14 protein-coding genes are annotated in these 21,147 nt (G+C 52.7%); 12 read left to right on the forward strand and 2 right to left on the reverse strand.

The annotated features are described in order from the left end of the window. Positions 1–267 precede the first annotated feature (267 nt). From smc to MJO52_RS07655, 11 genes are all read left to right on the forward strand, one after another. Complete coding sequence (gene smc, locus MJO52_RS07605) at positions 268–3,771, forward strand: chromosome segregation protein SMC (protein WP_252085339.1); 3,504 nt, start codon at positions 268–270, stop codon at positions 3,769–3,771. Positions 3,772–3,794: 23 nt separating this feature from the next. Further along, positions 3,795–4,829: a cell division protein ZipA gene (gene zipA, locus MJO52_RS07610; RefSeq protein ID WP_252085340.1), complete on the forward strand. Its 1,035-nt coding sequence runs from the start codon at positions 3,795–3,797 to the stop codon at positions 4,827–4,829. A gap of 155 nt (positions 4,830–4,984) precedes the next feature. Next, on the forward strand, positions 4,985–7,036 hold the full coding sequence (ligA, locus tag MJO52_RS07615) for an NAD-dependent DNA ligase LigA (protein WP_252085341.1): 2,052 nt from the start codon (positions 4,985–4,987) through the stop codon (positions 7,034–7,036). 211 nt (positions 7,037–7,247) lie between these two features. Next, a complete protein-coding gene (locus MJO52_RS07620) occupies positions 7,248–7,682 on the forward strand; it encodes a hypothetical protein (protein WP_152456343.1) in 435 nt (144 codons plus the stop codon). 294 nt (positions 7,683–7,976) lie between these two features. Then, positions 7,977–8,450, forward strand: a complete 474-nt coding sequence (locus tag MJO52_RS07625) for a DUF4399 domain-containing protein (protein ID WP_252085342.1) — start codon at positions 7,977–7,979, stop codon at positions 8,448–8,450. Positions 8,451–8,508: 58 nt separating this feature from the next. Beyond that, a complete protein-coding gene (locus MJO52_RS07630) occupies positions 8,509–9,897 on the forward strand; it encodes a class II fumarate hydratase (RefSeq protein WP_252085343.1) in 1,389 nt (462 codons plus the stop codon). A gap of 340 nt (positions 9,898–10,237) precedes the next feature. Beyond that, on the forward strand, positions 10,238–10,438 hold the full coding sequence (locus tag MJO52_RS07635) for a hypothetical protein (RefSeq protein WP_252085344.1): 201 nt from the start codon (positions 10,238–10,240) through the stop codon (positions 10,436–10,438). Between the two features lie 4 nt (positions 10,439–10,442). Then, positions 10,443–11,513: an AraC family transcriptional regulator gene (locus MJO52_RS07640; protein ID WP_252085345.1), complete on the forward strand. Its 1,071-nt coding sequence runs from the start codon at positions 10,443–10,445 to the stop codon at positions 11,511–11,513. Positions 11,514–11,689: 176 nt separating this feature from the next. Next, positions 11,690–13,483, forward strand: coding sequence for an acyl-CoA dehydrogenase C-terminal domain-containing protein (locus tag MJO52_RS07645; RefSeq protein ID WP_252085346.1), 1,794 nt, complete (start codon positions 11,690–11,692; stop codon positions 13,481–13,483). Between the two features lie 83 nt (positions 13,484–13,566). Then, entirely contained in the window at positions 13,567–13,914 is a 348-nt protein-coding gene (locus MJO52_RS07650; protein WP_252085347.1) for an SCP2 sterol-binding domain-containing protein, read from the forward strand. Positions 13,915–14,054: 140 nt separating this feature from the next. Beyond that, on the forward strand, positions 14,055–15,689 hold the full coding sequence (locus MJO52_RS07655; RefSeq protein ID WP_286037011.1) for an AMP-binding protein: 1,635 nt from the start codon (positions 14,055–14,057) through the stop codon (positions 15,687–15,689). Between the two features lie 572 nt (positions 15,690–16,261). Here MJO52_RS07655 and MJO52_RS07660 read toward each other — a convergent pair. Beyond that, on the reverse strand, positions 16,262–18,025 hold the full coding sequence (locus tag MJO52_RS07660; protein WP_252085348.1) for a M28 family metallopeptidase: 1,764 nt from the start codon (positions 18,023–18,025) through the stop codon (positions 16,262–16,264). 180 nt (positions 18,026–18,205) lie between these two features. Further along, on the reverse strand, positions 18,206–19,408 hold the full coding sequence (locus tag MJO52_RS07665) for a hypothetical protein (protein WP_252085349.1): 1,203 nt from the start codon (positions 19,406–19,408) through the stop codon (positions 18,206–18,208). An 821-nt stretch (positions 19,409–20,229) separates the two neighbouring features. Here MJO52_RS07665 and MJO52_RS07670 point away from each other — a divergent pair. Further along, positions 20,230–21,111, forward strand: coding sequence for a hypothetical protein (locus MJO52_RS07670; protein WP_252085350.1), 882 nt, complete (start codon positions 20,230–20,232; stop codon positions 21,109–21,111). The last annotated feature ends 36 nt before the right edge of the window (positions 21,112–21,147 follow it).

The raw sequence follows: 21,147 nt of genomic DNA on the forward strand, positions 1-21,147 counted from the left end.
CTATTTGGCGCCTGGGCGGTCACAGCCGCACGGGTAGAAATAGATTTTGTTTTGCCACAGGTGATGATTTTGTGCCGCTTGAAATGTTGGCATTGGGTACCAGTTAAAGCCATTGCGCGATCTTGACTTGACCACTGGCCATTCCGGCCGATAATCCGCGTGAAAAGATACTGTGAAAAGCCGCGCTGAAAGCCCCGGTGGCGCCATGTACAATTGAGTGCTTGGTGATCGGGCCGGCAAAGATAAAAATACCGAGTTTAAGAATACATGCGTCTGAAGTGCATCAAGCTTGCGGGTTTCAAATCCTTTGTTGACCCCACCACTGTTTATTTCCCGACAAACCTCAACTCGGTGGTTGGCCCTAACGGCTGTGGTAAATCGAATACGATCGATGCTGTGCGCTGGGTAATGGGTGAGTCGTCCGCAAAAAATCTGCGCGGCGACTCTATGACAGACGTTATCTTTAATGGCTCCAGTGGTCGTAAACCTGTAGGCCAGGCCTCTATTGAGCTGGTATTTGATAATTCTGCCGGCAAATTAACTGGCGCCTACGCCGCATTCTCCGAAGTTTCGGTAAAACGTAAGGTCACGCGCGAAGGCCAGAATAACTATTACCTAAATGGGGAGAAGTGCCGTCGCCGCGATGTAACTGATCTGTTCCTGGGGACCGGTCTCGGTCCGCGTAGTTATGCGATTATCGAACAGGGCATGATTTCCAAGCTGATTGAGGCCAAGCCCGAGGAACTCAGGGTCTATATCGAAGAGGCTGCAGGCATTTCCAAATACAAGGAGCGGCGGCGGGATACGGAAAACCGTATGCGCCGTACTTCGGAAAACCTGGAGCGTCTCACCGACATTCGCGATGAACTGGATCGGCAATTGTCTCGCTTGGAGCGACAGTCCGCCGCGGCAGAAAAATACAGCCGCTTTAAAGAGGAAGAGCGCAGCCACAAGGCAAATTTGCAAGCCCTAAAATACCGCGAACTCAATGAGCAGGCTGTCGCCAAGCAGCAACAGATTGGCGAACTGGAGCTTACCGTTGAGGAATTGGTAACCCGGCAGGTGAACTGTGATACCGGCATTGAGCAAAAGCGCGTTGGCTATCACGAGTTATCCGATGGTTTTAATGAAGTGCAGGGACGCTTCTATGCGGTGGGTGCGGACATTGCCCGCCTGGAGCAGAGTATCGCCCATGCCCGCGAGCGCTCCACTCGCCTGCATTCCGATTTGACTCAGACCGAGCAGGAGTTCCGCGAAGCGGAGACCAACCTGGAAGTAGATCGCGAGAAGGCTGCCCAGTTTGAGGAAGAGCTAGAAGTAATTGTTCCAGATCTGGAAATGGTGCTCGCCGCAGAGGAGGATTCCGCCACCGGGCTACTCGAAGCCGAAGAGCAGATGCGCAACTGGCAAAACGAGTGGGATCAGTTTAATCAGGGGGCTTCTGGCTCTCGCCAGAAAGCAGAGGTGCAGCAGTCTCGCATCCAACATCTGGAGACTTCCGGGCAGCGACTTCTGGAGCGGATTAACAAGCTCACGGCAGAGCAGTCCGGCCTTCAGGTTTCCGAGGATGATGAGGAAACCCAGCAGTTAAATGAACAGCTTGCCGAACTGGAAATGCAGGTACACGAGCGTCGCGAGGAAGCTGCCGAGCGGACAGAATCCCTGCAGGAAATACGCAATCGCGAGCGGGAGCTGGCGACAGAGCTGGACCAGCTGCGCCTGCAGTTGCAAACCAGCCGGGGCCGCCAAGCTTCTCTTGAGGCGCTGCAACAGGCTGCGTTGGGGCAGGGCAAAGCGGTGGAAAATTGGCTGCAGCAGCAATCCCTGAGCGATCGCCCACGCCTGGCTGACCAAATCCAGGCACAAGCGGGCTGGGAAACAGCGGTGGAAACCGTTCTCGGTCAACAGTTACAGGCGGTCTGCGTCGAGCGGTTGGAAAGTCTGACTGAGAGCTTGGAGCAGCTGCAAAATGGCCAGGCTGTCTTTATCGATGGCACCGTGATGGGAGCAGCGACCGTTGGGCAGCTGCCCACGTTGGCAAGCGTTGTACAGGGGCCGTCCTCTCTTACCGGTCTGCTCGCCGGCATCTATACCGCGGACACTCTCAATGAAGCGCTGGCACAGCGCACTGGCCTGCAACCCCATGAGTCTATTGTGACGCGGGATGGGCTCTGGCTGGGTCCTAACTGGTTGCGAGTGAGCCGTGCCAGCGATGCCGAGACTGGGGTGCTCGCCCGCAAGCAGGATCTGGAAACACTGTCCGCAGAGATATCCCTGTGCGAAGAGCAGATTGAGCAGTGCAGTGAGCAGCGTGAATCTCTGCGCGAACAAGTGACCGGTGTTGAGCGGGCGATTGAACAAGCCCGCAACGACTCCGAGCAGCTCGGGCGGCGCGAAGCCGAATTACGCAGCCAACTCTCTGCCCGTCGCGCTCGCGCCGAGCAGATGAGTGAGCGCCGCAATCGCATCGAACAGGAAATTGCCGAGGTGCGTGAGCAGCAGGAAATTGAAGGTGAGTCGCTTTCTGAGGCGCGCCTGATGCTGCAGGAAGCCGTGGAGGCCATGAGCGATGACACCGATCGTCGCGAAATGCTGATGGAGCGGCGCGAAGCCCTGCGCGAAGCTCTGGATGCCGCCAGACAGCGTGCGCGCGAGGACAAGGATCGCGCCCACGAGCTGGCTATGCGCGAACAGTCGGTGCGCACCCAGATGGTTTCTCTGGAGCGCACATTGCAAGTGATGGGTGAGCAGCTGGAGCGCTTGCGTAGCCGCCGGGCCCAGCTGCAGGAGCAGATGGCTGAAACCCAGGACCCCTCCCAGGATTTCCAAATGGAGCTGGAGGAGAAGCTGGGTGAGCGTATTGAGGTGGAAACGGAGCTGGCTGAAGCCCGTAAAAAACTCGAAGAGGTGGAGACGGGGCTGCGTGAACAGGAACAGGAGCGACACAAAGTAGAGGCGGCTTTACAGGGGGTGCGCGCCCAGCTGGAGCAGGAACGTCTCTCCGCACAAACCCTCGAAGTGCAGCGCAACGGCCTGGTAGAACAGCTGCGCGAAGATGAACAGGATTTGGATCAGCTGCTCGAACAGCTACCCGGGGACTTGACGATTCCCCAGGTGCAGGAAGATCTGGAGTTGGTAGCCGCGCGTATCTCACGTTTGGGCCCGATCAACCTCGCCGCTATTGATGAATACAAACAGGAGTCTGAGCGTAAACATTATTTGGATCGCCAGTACGGTGACCTGATGGAGGCGCTGGAGACTCTGGAAAATGCAATTAAGAAAATCGACAAAGAGACGAGAAGCCGCTTTAAGGAGACCTTCGATCAGGTCAATGCGGGCTTGCAGGAACTCTTCCCGAAAGTTTTTGGGGGCGGTAACGCCTATCTGGAGCTGACTGGCGAGGACCTGCTCGATACTGGGATCGCGATCATGGCGCGCCCGCCGGGCAAGCGCAACAGCACGATTCACTTACTCTCCGGTGGGGAAAAAGCGCTGACGGCAATCGCCCTGGTATTCTCTATTTTCCGCTTGAATCCAGCACCTTTCTGTATGCTGGACGAAGTGGATGCTCCTCTCGATGACGCTAACGTAGGTCGCTACGCACGAATGGTTAAAGAAATGTCAGAACACGTTCAGTTCATCTATATTACCCACAACAAGATTGCGATGGAGATGGCTGATCAGCTGTTGGGTGTGACCATGCATGAACCGGGTGTCTCTCGCCTGGTATCGGTGAATGTGGAAGAAGCAGCTGAGCTGGCTTCTGCATAAGGCGTAAAAGGAGGAGCGCTTAAATGGATAACTGGCTGGTTACGATCCTCGTGGTAGTGCTGCTTGTAGTGGTGCTGGACGGCGTACGCCGCGCAATTTTACGGCAGAAGGCCGCGGTGAAGGTATCGCGAAATCTGTCCAAAGCGATGCAATCCGAAGTGGGGGGTGATGCGGACCCCCTTGTGCAGGAACCGGCTCGCCCGCCTGAAATAAGTGGGACCCCCGGAGATTCCCAGGAAGAGACAAAGCCGCGACCGGCAACCAGTGAATTGCCAGGTCAGGTGCGTGTTGTGCAGAGGCGTGCTATGGAAGATGCACTGCATGTGAACCGCCAAGTGCAGGAGAGCTTTATTTCCTCGCGCAAGCCCCTCGCAGGCAGTGCACCGCAGCGCAACGCCCATGAGCAGGGGGTGCTGGACCTGGAGGAGCAGGTGCCCACTTTGATGGATTCTGTGGGCGAGGAGCAGCGCTTTGAGCCGGCGCTGGATGAGTCTGAGAGCTTCAATGCGCTCACCGAAGAGCGCCCAGAGCCCATATCCCCACGGGATGAACCCCAAGCCCGCGAAGCCGATACGGTTGTGTCGCCAAGCAAAGAATCCGCTGTAGAAAAAAGCTCGGTCCGCGATGAAGTGCTGGTTATTAATGTGATGGCACCCGAAGGCGATTACTTTGAGGGCAACGATCTTCTGCGGGTAATGGTGGCCTCTGGTATGCGTTTTGGAGAGATGAATATCTTCCATTACCACGAGGGAGGCGGTGCCGATGGTGCGGTGATATTTAGCCTGGCCAATATTGTGGTGCCGGGTGTTTTTGACCTGGCACAAATGGAGGAGTTTGCCACCCCGGGGGTCAGTATGTTCCTGGCGTTACCGGTTGAGGGCGAGGCGATCCAGGCATTCAATCAAATGCTTTCTACCGCTTACAAAATTGCCGAGTTGCTCGGGGGCGAGTTGAAAGATGAAAATCGCAGTGTTTTCACTGCCCAGACTGCTGAGCACTATCGTCAGCGAGTCGTGGAGTATCAGCGTCGCCGGGCCCTGAGCAAGGCGCAAGGCTGATAACCTGCGACACTATTTGTTCGCATAGTTTTACAATTCTTGCTTTGTTACAACGCGGCCCCAGGCCGCGGTTGAGCCTGAGGGCTTTTCCGCGAGCTGGGGCCGTTGTTGCATTTGAGTTTAATTTTTTTGATTTATTTTCACTCGAACTGTCGATGACCAAACAATCCATACCCCAGTCAATACGCGAGCGAGTAGAGGCTTTGCACGAGCTGCTCCTAAAAGCTAATTATCAATATTATGTGCTGGATAATCCGGAATTACCGGATGTGGAGTACGATCGCCGCCTAAGAGAGTTGCAGGATATAGAGCAACAATACCCAGAGTTGCTGAGCCCGGATTCGCCTACCCAACGGGTCGGCGCAGAGCCGCTATCCTCCTTTTCGGAAGTGCGCCACGAAGTGCCCATGCTTTCTCTGGATAATGCCTTTAGCGACGAGGAGCTGCTGGAGTTTGATCGGCGGGTGAGAGACCGCCTGAATAGCAAGGGCGCAATCGAATATGCCTGTGAGCCCAAGCTGGATGGTATCGCTATCAGTCTGCTCTATCGCAATGGCATTTTGGAGCGTGCGGCGACCCGTGGTGATGGCACAACTGGCGAAGATATAACGCAGAATGTACGCACTGTGGGCTCGGTGCCACTGCGTTTGCGTCAAGAGACGGGGGTCACAGCGTATCCGGCAGTGCTGGAGGTGCGCGGTGAAATCTATATGCCCAAGGCGGGCTTTGCCGAGTTAAATCGCAAGGTTGCCGCCGCGGGCGAGAAGCTGTTCGTCAATCCTCGCAATGCGGCGGCGGGCAGTCTTAGACAGCTCGATTCCCGCATTACCGCGCAGCGCCCGCTTGAGCTTTGTGTCTATGGTATTGGGCTGGTCGAGGGGGCCTCTCTGCCGGAAGAGCATCTGGCAACGCTCGAGTTACTGGGGCAGTGGGGATTTCGGGTGAATAGCGAAATGCGTTTGGCGGCGGATATTCAGGCCTGCATCGAATACCACCGCGAGCTCGGCGATAAACGCGAGGGCTTACCCTACGATATCGATGGCATTGTGTTTAAGGTCAATAGTATCCCTCTGCAGCGCCGTTTGGGCTTTGTTGCCCGGGCGCCGCGCTGGGCCATGGCCTATAAATTTCCCGCTCAAGAAGAAATGACCGAGCTTCTGGATGTGGAGTTCCAGGTGGGACGCACTGGGGCAGTGACCCCAGTGGCGCGCCTTAAGCCGGTGTTTGTGGGCGGGGTAACCGTCTCCAATGCGACTTTGCACAATCGCGATGAAATCCAGCGCCTCGGTGTGATGATCGGCGATACCGTGGTAATTCGCCGTGCTGGGGATGTGATTCCCCAGGTGGTTTCGGTTGTGGAGAGTAAGCGCCCGAAAGATGCCCGTGTAATTGAATTTCCAGCGCACTGCCCGGTGTGTGATTCGCCGGTAGAATCCACTCCCGGGGAAGCCGTTGCCCGTTGCAGTGGTGGTTTGATTTGTAGCGCTCAGCGTAAGCAGGCGATCAAGCACTTCGCTTCGCGCAAGGCGATGGATATCGATGGCCTGGGGGATAAATTGGTAGAACAGTTGGTGGATGAGGGGCTGCTGCACTCGGTTTCCGGCCTCTACCACCTCGATCTCGAGCAGGTTGCCGGGCTCGAGCGCATGGGACAGAAATCTGCACAAAATCTACTCGATGCCTTGGAGCGCAGCAAAGATACAACCCTGCCCAAATTCCTTTATGCCCTGGGTATTCGCGAGGTGGGAGAGGCGACTGCGCGCAACCTAGCTCGCCATTTCGGCTCCCTGGAGGTATTGATGGCGGCCAGTGAAGAGTCACTACAGGAGGTGGAAGATGTGGGACCTGTTGTTGCCCATTTTGTTGCCGAGTTCTTCCAGCAATCCCACGCCCAGGAAGAGATCGAAGCCTTGCGCCAGGCGGGTGTGCACTGGGTGGTGGAAAAAGTCGCAGCCGAGGAGCAACCCCTAGCGGGCCAGACCTGGGTGCTGACTGGAAAATTGGAAACGCTGTCACGCAGCGAGGCCAAGGATTACCTGCAACGTCTTGGTGCCAAGGTGGCTGGTAGTGTCTCTGCAAAAACGCACCATGTAGTGGCGGGCCCCGGTGCCGGTTCAAAATTGAACAAGGCACGGGAGTTGGACATTCCGGTGATGGATGAAGAGGGTCTGATGGATATGTTGCGCCAACGGGGATTTGAAATTTAATCTGTCGCTGCGGGCACTGTGAATTGGTGCTCGCGCTTCTCGTTAAATCTCACAAATTATTTATAAATAAATCGGCGATGGTCATGGTAATGCCAATGATCACCTGTGGAGTTATGGCTTTCTGGCCGCTTCGCCGTTAAAGTGCATCTCCTAGATCTTTTTTGCCCTGGGTACCTGATGTCCGGTGGCGCTGTGGTAAGGAAAGGAATTAATGCTTCAGGGCGATCAGGAATCCATAGTCTACGGTTGTATCAAAGACAGCAATAGCCTTGCCGGAGGTAGCGAACGCCGTCGCATTAACCGCAATGCGGTACTCGCTCTGCCCAGTGCCGACGAGTGGCCCTTTCTCTGTCGCGATATGTTTTCTATCCCCACCATTAAAATGAAGCAATCCCAATACCAAACGGATGTGATCCACTTTGGCGCCTCCTATCGTGCGGTAGAGTATGAATGGGATATGTGGATTCAGAAGTTTGAGGAATTGTTGAGAAGCATGTACTGGGTGTCCGCCACTGTACACTTGGAAACCGAGCTTTCCGGAGTGCATTCCTTTAGTTGGGAGGCTGCTGGCCTCTATCATGAACCCGGAAGTGGTGACATGCAGGTACGCTGTGAATGGACTCAGGAGGGGCGGGTGAGTGTCTAACTTGGCAAGCTCACTCTGCGCCTCAATCCCCGGTATCTTGGGTCTTTTCTTTTAGCTCTTAATAATTCCTTCTTTCAGAGGCTTCCTCTGCCTAAGGCTTTTCGCGAGGCGTCAGTCACAGATTTTGGCGCTCGCCTTCGGTTCGGCAACTATATTCCCTGGAACCCCCTTTCAGTGGGACTTTGGTCTGGTAAAGTGCTGTTTGCCACCCCGCCGCAGAATGTGGGGTTGGTGGGCTGTTCAGCCAGATGATAAGAATTGGCGTCGTAGGCGCCTTATCAGGAAGCAAAGATTATGATCAAAGTGAACTCTCTACTTTTCGCCAGTGCCTTGATGTTGTCGCCGCTGTTACAAGCTGCGGAACACGGCAGCAAGACCGAAGCTGCGGAACACGGCAGCAAGACCGAAGCTGCGGAAAAAGCCCCGCAGCAAACCAAGCTCTATATTATCTCCCCGAAAGATGGCGAGAAGGTGCCACAGACTTTCACTGTGAAATTTGGCCTGTCCGGCATGGGTGTGGCTCCGGCGGGTGTAGAGCGTGAAAATACCGGCCACCACCACCTGCTGATTGATGTGGATGATATGCCGGACCTGAGTAAACCCCTGCCCGCGACTGAAAATATCATTCACTTTGGTGGTGGTCAGACAGAGACACAAGTCACCTTGCCGCCCGGTAAACATACGCTACAACTGGTGCTGGGCAACTATATGCATGTGCCCCACAAGAATCCGGTGGTATCGAAAAAGATTACCGTTGTAGTCGAGTAGATCCCGGGCAATTCCACATTTCTGAACGGTGCACAGGAGTGCACCCTGAGGGACACAAATGGGCGATAAATTCCGCATTGAAAAGGACAGTCTCGGCGAGATCCAAGTGCCACAGGAGGCGCTTTACGGAGCACAGACCCAGCGTGCCGTAGAGAACTTCCCTGTCAGTGGCAAGCCCCTACCCGCTGAATTTCTCCGGGCCATAGTGCTGATTAAAAAGTCTGCTGCCGAGGCCAACAGGGATCTGGGCTTGCTGGATAAGGCGAGGGCGACAGCGATTATCGACGCCTGTGATCGACTTGGCGATGAGGAGTTTGCGCGCCATTTTCCTGTGGATATTTACCAAACTGGTTCCGGCACCAGTTCAAATATGAATGTGAACGAGGTGTTGGCGCACCTCGCTGCAGAGGGCAATGGCTTGTCTATTAGCCCCAATGATCATGTCAATATGAGTCAAAGCAGTAATGACGTGATTCCCACGGCGATACATGTATCGGCTCTGCTGGCAGTGCGCGACAAGCTGCTGCCGGCGTTGCGTAATCTTCATACCGGGATATGCAATAAGAGCGTCGAGCTGGAGAGCGTGGTCAAGACAGGCCGAACCCATCTGATGGATGCTGTTCCTATCACTATGGCGCAGGAGCTGAGTGGTTGGGCGGCACAGGTGGAAGCTGGTCGAGAGCGCATCCGTGGCTGTATGCCGCGCCTGGCACAGTTGGCCCAAGGCGGCACTGCGGTGGGTACTGGTCTCAATGCCCACGCTGACTTTGCCGAGCTTTTTGCGCAAAAGTTGAGTGCACACACTTCTCAGCAATTCCGCCCAGCGGAGAATTTTTTTGAGGCGATTTCCAGCCAGGATACTTCAGTGGAGCTGTCTGGGCAGCTCAAGGTTTTGGCTGTATCCATGATGAAGATTGCCAATGACTTGCGTTGGATGAACAGTGGTCCCTTGGCAGGTCTCAAGGAGATTGAGCTCAAAGCCCTGCAGCCGGGCAGCAGTATTATGCCCGGCAAGGTGAACCCGGTAATTGCTGAGTCTGCCGCAATGGTGGCGGCAAGGGTGATGGGTAACGACGCAACCATCACAGTGGCCGGACAAAGTGGTAATTTCCAGTTAAATGTAATGCTGCCCCTCATGGCCAGCACATTGTTGGAGAGCGTTCACTTGCTCGCCAATGCCGCGCAGTTGCTGGCGGATCGGGCTATCGCAAGCTTTACCGTGAATCGCGCCCATATTGACGAAACCCTGGGGCGGAACCCTATCTTGGTTACCGCCCTGAATCCGGTCATCGGGTATCTGAAGGCCGCTGAAATTGCTAAAGCGGCCTATAAAAGTGGTCGTCCGGTGATGGATGTGGCGCTGGAGATGACCGATTTGGATCGCAAAACTCTTGAGGGACTGCTGGATCCGGCACATCTGGCGAAGGGAGGGTTGGTGGGGGAGTAGCGACTCTTTAAATAGGGGGGGGTTAGGCGAAGACCGCGATGCCCAGCATTATCAGGGTGACAATCAGTGTCATAAGTATCATCCAGCGGAAGAGACGCAGCAGGGTAGCCTGATCTTCGGGTTCCAGCATTCTTCTGGGCATTTGCGCCTCCTGCGGCGTTGACAGATACCTGCCGATCCCTCACGATTCGACGCCGCGTCGGTAGCTGGGGAACATTTGATTAATTTCACAATGTTTCATGGGGGCTTTTTACAGGCTCTTAGGTGCCGACAATACAATGGTAGCGCCACAAGAAGTGGCTATCTCACCTGTTTTAAAAATCAATGTATCCAGATCACCATGGCCAATAAAAGTCGCCGCTCCTTTATTACCAGCGTGCTCGCCTGTGTCGCATTTGTTGCGGCGGCGATCTTTAGCTGGGACCTGCCTGTCAAGGATGTCCTTTATTACCTGGTCCTTTTGCTGTTAGCGCTGTTTGTCATTATTGCAGCTGCGTTGGGTTTTGGGGCCGTATTGAGCTGGTTACGCAGGCGAAAGTAGACAGATGGCGGCATCAGAAGAGGATATTCGTATACCCATTGCCTACCTGGAGCGATTGCTAGAGGAGGCGATACGCCACGGCTGCGACAAAGCCGAACTGCTCGAGTCGGTCGGTATTGATGAGCATGAGCTGGAGGGTGTGGCGGCATTTTCCGCGATAAAATACGGCCGTCTTTACCAGCGGGTTATGTGGCTGGCCCAAAATGAATGGTTTGGCATGCTCAGTGGCGGGCGAGTGCGTTCGGGCTCTTTCCGTTTGCTGTGTATGGCGGTGGTCAATTGTGCCACTCTGCGCCAGGCAATTACGCTCTGTGCCGAGTTTATGGAGATCTGTCGCGGCTTTAAGGTGAAGCCGGAGCTGCAGGATGGAGAAAATGGCCGCGTGCGGGTAGAAATCCACGGTATCAGCTCCCTGGAAAAAGGGGAGTTTGATCGGCTGTTGGCCGCCACTAGCCCCAGTGTGGTGCGCACTACCTTGGCAGTTTGGCACCGTTTCTACTGCTGGTTGGCAGGGCGTGAAATCCCGCTGGCACGTTTGCATTTTTCTTTCTCCTGTCCGGAAGAGTTTCGCAGCTTGGCTCAGAGCGAAGCGGGCGAACTGTCTTTTGAGCAGCCATTCAATGCCCTCGAGTACGATGCACGTTATCTCGATTACCCGGTGGTGCAGAGCCCCCAGATGGTGGAGGATTTTATCCGCACCGCGCCTTATCATCTGGTGATTAGCGACGGCAGTGCCAACAGCATCAAAACCAAGGTTAAAACCATCCTCAACAGGGATGTCAGCGAATCCATGCCCGCCGCCGAAGCTGTGGCAGAGCGGCTCAATATGTCGGTGACTACTTTGCGCCGCCGCCTGCAGCAAGAGGGCACTTCTTACCAGAAATTGAAAGATGAGTGCCGTATGGAAGCGGCATTCCACTACCTGAGTTGCCCGGATCTCTCCAATGGACAGATTGCCGAGATGCTCGGGTTTGATGAATCCAGTGCTTTTTTCCGCGCCTTTAAGAAGTGGACTGGGATCACGCCAGGCGAATACCGCCGCGGGGGGCGAGCCGCTGCTGGCCTGGATATTTGACTGGCTTGGTCACATTTTTTCGAATTCCCGCCTCGATTTGTCACCGCTTTGGACGGATTTCGCCATAGAGAGGGCTGTAGCCTTACTACTATGATGAACCAATCTTATTAATTAGTCACAAATATGACCGGGCAGTTTCTGGCTGGTCTTAACATAACCGAATTGAGGGTATCAGGATGACCGATATCAAAGTGCCACTGCGTGAAATGCGTTTCGTAATGCGCGAGATGCTGGACTCAGATAAGCATTACGAGTCTCTGGGTTTTGAGGAGGCCACTCCTGATGTCGTGGATGCCATCCTGGAAGAGGGTGCTAAGTTCTGTGAAAACGTACTAGCTCCGCTGAATCAGATCGGCGACCAACAGGGCTGTACCTGGAAAGACGGTGAAGTCACCACTCCAGAAGGCTTTAAAGAGGCCTATCAGCAGTTTGTAGAAGCCGGCTGGCCGGCGCTGCCCCACGATCCCGAATACGGCGGTCAGGGCCTGCCGCCCTCTCTGGGCACCATCATGAGTGAAATGGTGGGTATTGCTAACTGGTCTTGGGGTATGTACCCCGGTCTTTCCCATGGTGCCATGAACACCCTGGAAGAGCACGGTACCGACGAACAGAAGGCGGTTTATCTGACCAAGCTGGTTGAAGGCAGCTGGACCGGCACCATGTGTCTGACCGAGCCTCACTGTGGTACCGACCTGGGTATCCTGCGCACCAAGGCTGAGCCCAACGACGACGGTTCTTACGCGATTACCGGTACCAAGATCTTTATCTCCGCCGGTGAGCACGACATGACCGATAACATCGTGCATATCGTGCTGGCACGCCTCCCAGATGCGCCGGCTGGCACCAAGGGGATCTCCCTGTTCATCGTGCCCAAGTTTATGCCTAACGCTGATGGCTCTATCGGTGAGCGCAACGGTGTTGTATGTGGTTCTCTGGAACACAAGATGGGTATTCACGGTAATGCCACCGCAGTACTGAACTTTGACGGTGCTAAAGGCTTCCTGATTGGCGAGCCCAACAAAGGTCTGAACTACATGTTCACCTTTATGAATACTGCGCGTCTGGGTACCGCTTTGCAAGGCCTTGCCCACTCCGAGATCGGCTTCCAGAAGTCCTTGGCTTACGCTAAAGATCGCCTGCAAATGCGCTCCCTGTCTGGCGTTAAGAACCCAGAGGGTCCCGCTGACCCAATTATCGTGCACCCTGATGTACGTCGCATGCTGATGACCCAAAAGGCCATCTCTGAAGGCAGCCGTATGTTGGTTGTTACTTGTGCGCAACTGGTTGACATCACTCATAAAGGTGATGAGGAAGCGAAGAAAGAAGCGGAAGATTTGCTGGCATTCCTAACGCCGATCGCTAAAGCATTCATTACCGAAGCCGGTCTTGAGTCCGCCAACCTGGGCCTGCAGTGCTTCGGTGGCCACGGCTACATCGCCGAGTGGGGCATGGAGCAGAATGTACGCGATGCGCGTATCTCCACCATCTACGAAGGCACCACTGGCGTTCAAGCACTCGACCTGCTGGGCCGTAAGGTATTGATGAGTCAGGGTGAGCTGCTGCGCCACTTCACCAAGAAAGTGCACAAGTTCTGCCAGGCGGAAATTGATAATGAAGCGCTTGCGCCTTTTGTTACCAAGCTGCAAGAGCTGAACAAGCAGTGGGGCGACCTGACTCTGCACGTAGGCGGTAAGGCCATGGAGAATGCGGATGAAGTTGGTGCGGCTTCCGTGGATTACCTGATGTTCTCCGGCTACACCGTGCTGGGTTACCTGTGGGCGCGTGCTGCTAAAGTAGCTAACGAAAAGTTAGCTGAAGGCACTGCTGAAGTAGATTTCTATCAAGCCAAGCTGAAGACTGCCCGTTTCTATTTCGAGCGCATCCTTCCGCGTACCTCCAGCCATGCTGAAACCATGCTGAGCGGTGCGGCCAACCTGATGGATCTGGACGCAGAACATTTCGCGTTCTAAATCCAATCTCAATAAAAAACCGCCGGTCTTCACCGGCGGTTTTTTTTACCGGCGCCGAAGTGGCCAATGACGGAGACATTCCGATGCAATTGCCGGATTCAGTTCAGGAGCGCCTGCGGCGCATAGCTTGTTTGCACCCACTTGCTCGGGTACAGTTCCGCCTGCCGGATGCCTGTGACTTTTATGTTTACGTAAAAGGAGCTCCGAATGATCTCGAAGTGGTTTCTGAGTTCGGGCAAACGGAAGAACCGGCGCTAATATTGGAAATGGCTAATCACACTTTGAATGCGATTTTGGCTGGCCATTTAAACGCTAGACATGCTTTTTTGTTGGGAGATGTCCAATACTCTGGAGATAGAGAATTGGCCGCTGCGTTGGCAGGTTTGTTTCCTGCGCAGGGTAAAGAGGACGATGGGTTTGGAGAGGCATGAATAAGCCTCTTTTTTATTGTCTCGCAACATACTACAAACAATAAATAAATTCTCGCTGGCTCCGAAAAATGGCAGGTTTCGTCTATAAGGGCGAGAGATGTGAGCAAGCGATAACAACAATCAGGAATGGGAGAAGAGAGTTGGACATTGATCGCGGCATTCTCGATGTATTTAAAGGCGCTTGCGCCAAATTTGGTGACCGACCGGCTTTCACCTGCCTGGGGCGAACTCTGACTGTCGGTGATATCGACACCTTGAGCGCGAAGTTCGCATCTTATTTGCAAAATCACACCAATTTGAAGCCCGGTGATCGCATCGCTATCCAGCTGCCCAATGTACTGCAGTACCCTGTAGTTGTATTTGGTGCTTTGCGAGCTGGACTTGTGGTCGTCAATACCAATCCGCTGTATACCCAGCGTGAATTAAAGCACCAGTTGAATGACTCCGGTGCCAAAGCATTGGTTGTACTGGCGAATATCGCTGATACCGCTTCGGCTGTTGTTGATGAAACTAGTGTTGAGAAAGTGATCGTTACTGAGATCGCAGACCTGCACAGCCCTTTAAAGCGGGTTCTGATCAACGGCGTTGCCAAGCACATCAAAAAAATGGTGCCGGAATTCTCTTTTGCCCAGCAGGTAAATTTCCGTGAGGTACTGGCTCTCGGTGCACAGAAGGGCAGTGAGGATGTTGAGCGCGCACCAGAAGATATCGCCGTGTTGCAATACACCGGTGGCACCACCGGTGTTGCCAAGGGTGCGATGCTGACCAACCGCAACCTGGTTGCCAATATGCAGCAGGTTCTTGAAGCGTTTGGTAGTGGTATGAAAGAGGGGGAGGAGTTCTATATTGCGCCGCTGCCGCTCTACCATATCTACGCTTTCACCATCCATTGCATGTGCCTGTTCTCCACCGGCAACCACTCTCTGCTGATTCCAAACCCGCGCGATATTCCCGGCTTTGTGAAAACCCTGAAAGGGCAGCGCTTTACCGGCTTTGTTGGCCTGAACACCCTGTTTAACGGCTTGATGCTGAATAAAGATTTTGCCGAATTGGATTTCAGCAAACTGCACTCCACGGCTTCTGGTGGTATGGCTCTGACCAGAGACACTGCCAAGCGCTGGGAAGATATGACCGGCTGTGTGGTTATGGAAGGCTACGGTATGACCGAGACTTCTCCGGTTGTTTCTTTTAACCCCACCGAGGGCGTACAGCTGGGTACTGTAGGTATCCCGGTTCCGGGAACTGAAGTTAAAGTCGTGGATGAAAATGGCAACGATCTGCCGAATAATTCTCCCGGTGAGCTCTGTGTGCGTGGTCCCCAGGTAATGAAGGGATACTGGCAGCGCCCAGAAGCTACTGCTGATACCCTCGATAGTGAAGGTTGGTTGAACACCGGTGATATGGCGGTGATCCAGGATGATGGATACATCAAGATTGTGGATCGCAAGAAGGACATGATTATTGTGTCTGGCTTCAACGTATATCCCAACGAAATTGAAGATATCGTCAGTGCCCATCCAAAAGTGACCGAAGCCGCTGCAATTGGTATTCCCGATGAAAAAAGTGGTGAACAGGTGAAGCTTTTTGTTATCAAGGCTGACCCGTCTTTGACTGAGAAAGAAGTTATCGCTTTCTGTCGAGAGAATATGACGGCATACAAGGTGCCGAGAAAGGTCGAGTTCCGTGAAGATTTGCCAAAGACTAATGTCGGTAAAATCCTGCGTCGTGAACTGCGCGATGAAGAACTGAAGAAAAAGGATGCTATCGGCGCTTAGTTATAAGTTTATCCGGCAATTAATTGGCGGATAACTGCGACACAAGGATGTGTCGCCAACGATAGCCGTTTCCTAAATCCCGCCCCCTAGTAAGCCTGTTTAAATCTGCCATTCTCCGCTGGTCTCAACTGTTTCAATATATCTTCAGTTGCGACTAGAACACTTAAGTGCACCTTGAAAAAGTGCTCGGATCTTTCCGCTGTTAATGCTTTCGTGGCCAACTTTTTTTATTGTTAATTTCCTTATCTTTTTTTGGGATAACCCATTGAAGTTAAAGTGACCATTTATTAGTAGGCTATCCTCACCCCGATGTACACAGGTCTAATGGAAGGGGGCTCTCTATAACGCGTGACAATTATCTAGGATTTGCTTGGGTATTTTTATCTTGTGTAGGGGGAGTTTAGCTTTTGTCCGATTGCCATGCCTCGCGATTAAAGTGACGGCAGGTGCTGCAAAACTGAATGAATCAATTTCCAAAGAGTTTATAGTGGTGGCAAGGTCGATGAGGAGGATATGGACTCTACGGCAGTAGTACTGATGGTATCACTGCCGTAGAGTGGCTGGAGAGAGGGTTACTTACGGGCTTCGGCACTCGCATCGCGAATTGCGCGGAACTCGTTGCCCTCATACCAGTTGGGCCAATCGCGGCTGTTGGCCAGTTTCAGGCCTAGTTTTAGGCCAAGCTGCAGGTCCATTGCCGAGCCCTTCAGATTCCAAGAGGGGTCGTACTCATCGCCAGGCTTGTGGTAGTGCTGGCTAACATACTCGGCACCTTTTGCCTGGGCCCACTCGCGGCCATGCTCAAAGTTGTCGCTGCCGGAGTCGAAATACAGCATGGGCACGCCTTTCTTCGCCAGGCTGAAATGATCTGAACGATAGAAGTAGCCGCGCTCCGGGTGCTCTTCCGGGGCTAAATAGCGGCCTTGTCCTTTGGCGGATACCTCCAGCATTTGCTCCAGCTCACTGCTGCCATAACCGATTACAGTAATGTCGCGGGCTGGGCCCAATACGTTCATGGCATCAAAGTTAATGCCAGCAACGGTTTTCTCCAAAGGAGCGACAGGTTTTTCGGCGTAGTACTTGGAGCCGAGCAGGCCTGACTCTTCAGCCGTTACGGCAACGAACAGCAGTGAGCGCTCTGGGCGATCCAGCTTCACCGCCTCAGCGGCCATAGCGATTAAACCAGCGGTACCGGTGGCATTATCGACGGCCCCGTTAAAGATCTGGTCTTCACCATCTGCATTTTTGTTAACGCCCAGGTGGTCCCAGTGCGCGGTGTAGACAATCACCTCGTCGGGGTGCTTGTTGCCCGAAAGCTTGGCAACCACGTTGCGAGAATTAGACTTCTGCAGGCTGTTTTTCAGTTGTAGGCTGGCGGTTATCCCCAGAGCCTTGGGTTTGAAGCCCTGAGTTTTGGCTGCGTCCATTTCCTTTTGCAGATCGAGGCCGGCGGAGCGGAATAGCGTATTGGCGGCTTGATTGGTCATCCAAGCTTCAATAGCAACCCGGTCTGCATTCTTATTTTCGGCTTCGAGGCTGACTTGCGCACCGGACCAGGAGCCACTAACCACTTCCCATGGATAGCCCGCAGCACCGGTCTCATGAATGATAATCGCACCGTCAGCTCCTTGGCGGGCGGCTTCCTCGAACTTGTAGCTCCAACGGCCGTAATAGGTCATGGCATTGCCGTTGAACAAGGCCTTGTCCTGGGTCGCGTAACCGGGGTCATTCACCAAAATAACCGCAGTCTTGCCTTTCATATCCAATCCGGCGTAATCGTTCCAGTTATTTTCTGGAGCGACAATGCCGTAGCCCACAAATACCAACTCGCTGTTCTCCAGGGAAGAGCCTGCGGTCTGTCTTTGGGTGAAGGCCACCATATCGTCTATTGGTTGCAGGTTTTGCTCGAAACCATCGCCCTTGAATGTCAGGGGGGTGGTTTCAATTTCCATTTCCACGATAGGGACTTGCTGGAACCAGCTGGGTTTGCCGGCCGCATCCATAGCCCCAGGCTCCAGACCCAGCGCCTTGAATTGCTCTGCCAGGTAATTCACGGTGAGTTCTTCACCCTTGGTAGCGGGAGCGCGCCCTTCAAACTTGTCGGAAGCAAGGATCGCAATGTGTTTGTGCAGGTCTGCAGCTATGGCATCGACCTGAGCCTGTTCGGCTTCACCGAGAGATAACTTGGCACCGTCAGCATGGTGGTGTTCGGCATGGGCTGCGTTGTGATCAGCCTCCGGCTTGGCCGCTTCAGTGGTGCTTTTGCCACAAGCGGTTAGTGCGCTGCCGACGGCAATGGTCAAACCAAGGCGACGCCAAAGAGTAGGGATTCGCATAATTATGTCCTGTGAGTCTTGCTCAGACACGGATTATGCACGATATAGAGCAAACTAACGACAATTCTTCGGTAGTCGGCTAGTCAAGCAGGCTGGTACCGCTGGGAAGAGAAAAGGGAGAGCCCGCGCATACTAACGCGGGCTCTAAAGGATGTTTGTAAGTGAAGAGTTGGGCTGGGATTACTCGCTGCGCAGCCACTGGCCTTCAGTGGATTGGTCTTGATAGTTAATCCAGACCTTGTCGTAGCCCGTGGCTTCCTTCGCTGCTTTTAGGGCTTGGTTGTCTTTGCTGTTGGTGGGTACCTCAAAGACGTATTGGCTGCCAAGGGCTTGGCAGTTGGCACTACCGTAAGCCCAGGGTCCGGTAGAGGCAGTGGCTACCCAGCTACCGTCGGTTACATTCTTGCAGGCGAAGCTGTATTGATTGCTGCAGTTGGCATCATTCCAACGTCCGTTACCCCACTGCATTGCACAGTCTTCATTGTTGAGGTTATTGGGTTCGTTCTGATCCCAGGACCAGATTGCGGCGGCGATACGGCCGTCACTAGTATTCATATTGTCCAGGTTGATAATGTTATGCCCCTGGGCAAAGCCATTGCGTACATCGTTAGCGGTGATCCTCTCAATACCGCCATTGAAGATTTCTCCAATGGTGCCGATAGTGGTGCTGTCTTCCCAGACGCGACCAATCTCACCGAGGCCGGTAAATGCCATATTCTTCATGCTGTTATTACCCGAGCATCCGCCATCTTTCCATACGACAACCTGTTTTCCGGCAGCCAGTACCTGATTCTTGGTCAAGGTGCTTGGAAAACTCTGGCAGCCGCCGCTGTAGTAGATTCTATTGCCAAAGCGGCTGGTAATCTGGTCGTAAAGATCCTTGTGGCGTCCGTCGGAGTGGTCTTCGATGTATAGGATAATAACCTCATCCTGGTTGGCGCTGTCCTCAAGCCAGGCTTTCACCTCATTAAAGCCCTCGGTAGCATACTTGTCGTTCAGGCTGCACAGCCCATGGCAAAGCAGCAAGCGTTTGGGGTAGGAGAAGAGGTTCTCCATTTTTGCCGTCCAGTGGACGTCCAGTTCAATAAACCTTGCTCCCATTCGCAGTTGATCCTTAATGGAGTATTCCTGCTGGGGGTCGAGATAGCGGCAGCCAACGGAGAAATTACAGGCTCGATAGACCTCTGAGTTGTAAGTGTTGTGGGTGCCGAGAATATTATTCTCACTCATTGGGGTGTGGTTATCGATTTTACGTTGCAAGTCCAGGGCTCTGCCTGTCCAGCTATTTTGAAAGTCGGAAACTGTGTCTGCCCATAGTGGTGAACAGATAAGCAGCGACAAAACGGCTGTAATCTGGATTGATTGCATGATATTGAGTTTCATTATTATTCTCCGGGGGCTTTCTGGATAGATAGCCTTTTCGTTCGTTTGGGGTTTTAAGATAAAGAGAGAGATTTTTTAATCTTTTATGTTCAATTATTTTGCGGAACCCTATTGGTACCTTTTTATTGTTTTCTTTTTTTACTATGGGCGGATTTTTCTGTCTAGAGAAAGTGGTGTGATTTAGCAGCTTTTGGGATATTGGTTTGGTTTTGTTGGGATTGCTTGGATAGAAAGTTCCAATATCCCATTGATAATGTTCTGTAGTGACCAGGCATTCCATTTTTGCGGGGTTTTTTAATACAAAAATACTCCAGTTAAGGGTCGCTATTGATGCCATAGGGCAAAGTTGTTGGCATGATAAACCCCTTATACCCACTTGCCTCGGAAGCTGTGTGATGGGTTGGTGGGTTTTTTTTCTTTTTGGCTATTGCCATAAGCCATAGATGTTTGATCTGAACTTTTTGTTCCTTTTGCCTTTGGAAGGGGGTGGGAACTCAGGATTTGAAGTTGCGATACTATTTCATTCAATTTTAAGTGGATTTATGGGGTGCCAATATTGAGCTATTTTGAATCAATAAAATTCATATTTTTTTAAATTTTATATTGCTCTTTGGTCGCCCTCTAAGATAGCAGTACTTGCATATGATTAGTTGCTTTTGGGGGTGTTCTGCAAAGTGTACATCGGTTTGACTTGAGTTTAAGTGATTTCAGCTTTTATGCTTTTTTGTGTTCTTGTAAATGAGGTATAAAATTTTATGTGTTACAAGAGGGAAAAGTATATTGCTCTCTAATTTAATGTTGGATAATTGCTGGTGCTAAAAATGATAAAAATAAATTGTTTGTTGATAAGTTTATTCTTTGGTTTTTCTGTTGCTGTCAATGCGTATCAGTCAGCGTATTGTGCCGATCCCATCCTGGAAGTAGATTTTGATGGAGTTGTGATTGCTGGTTCCAAGCAGAGACTAGTGAATGTTGCCCTCAGTGGGGAGCCGATGCGGGTGGGTTGGGATTTGGATTTCGATGGAGATAAACAATCAGATCTCACGCATTGGTCAGATGCACAATTTACCAGTGTGGTATCGGGAGAGGTGGCGACCAAGGTCCAGTCTGTACACCGACAAATTCCCAGACTTGAGGATGGAAAAATAGAGCTTTCCACAGATTTTGGGCAGTGGCATGGTCTGCTGGATAGTCGTGGGATTCTACTCGGGCGTTTTGAGCACTCCAAAAGAATAAATGAAGATCGCGTCCATTCAATCTGGTGCTTTACCGAGCCCACTCGTAAAACCTGGCAAATGGTGTTTCAACATGATCGCGCCGGTAACACTATCGAAGGTAAAAAGTCCCAGTTAGTGGATGCTGTAGAAGGAGGGTGGGCGATACGGCTTGGTAGGCTAGATTTGACAAAGGAAAAATTAGAAAAAGAAATTGCTGCAAACAAAGTAGCGGAACTAGTACCTATCTCAGTGCAAATTTCACCTGAGGGAGAAGTCATTGCGCAATTACCGCAAACTTTTCTTCCAAAGCATTTCCTGGATTCCAGTATCAACCAATATGCAAATAGTAAGGTTCTTTGGGGGGCTAAAGTTAGTACTGCAGGTGAGCTTGATTTAATTTGGGAGGATTTACACAGCGGGCAGATCTCTCGTCAACGGCGCAGCCAGATGGGGCTGGCTTGGTTTGTTGAGCGACCTGTAAAGTGAATTGCTGATAGGCTCAGTTTTATTTCGGAGAATGCC

The organism is Microbulbifer variabilis (assembly GCF_023716485.1).
Classification (GTDB): Bacteria; Pseudomonadota; Gammaproteobacteria; order Pseudomonadales; family Cellvibrionaceae; genus Microbulbifer; species Microbulbifer variabilis_B.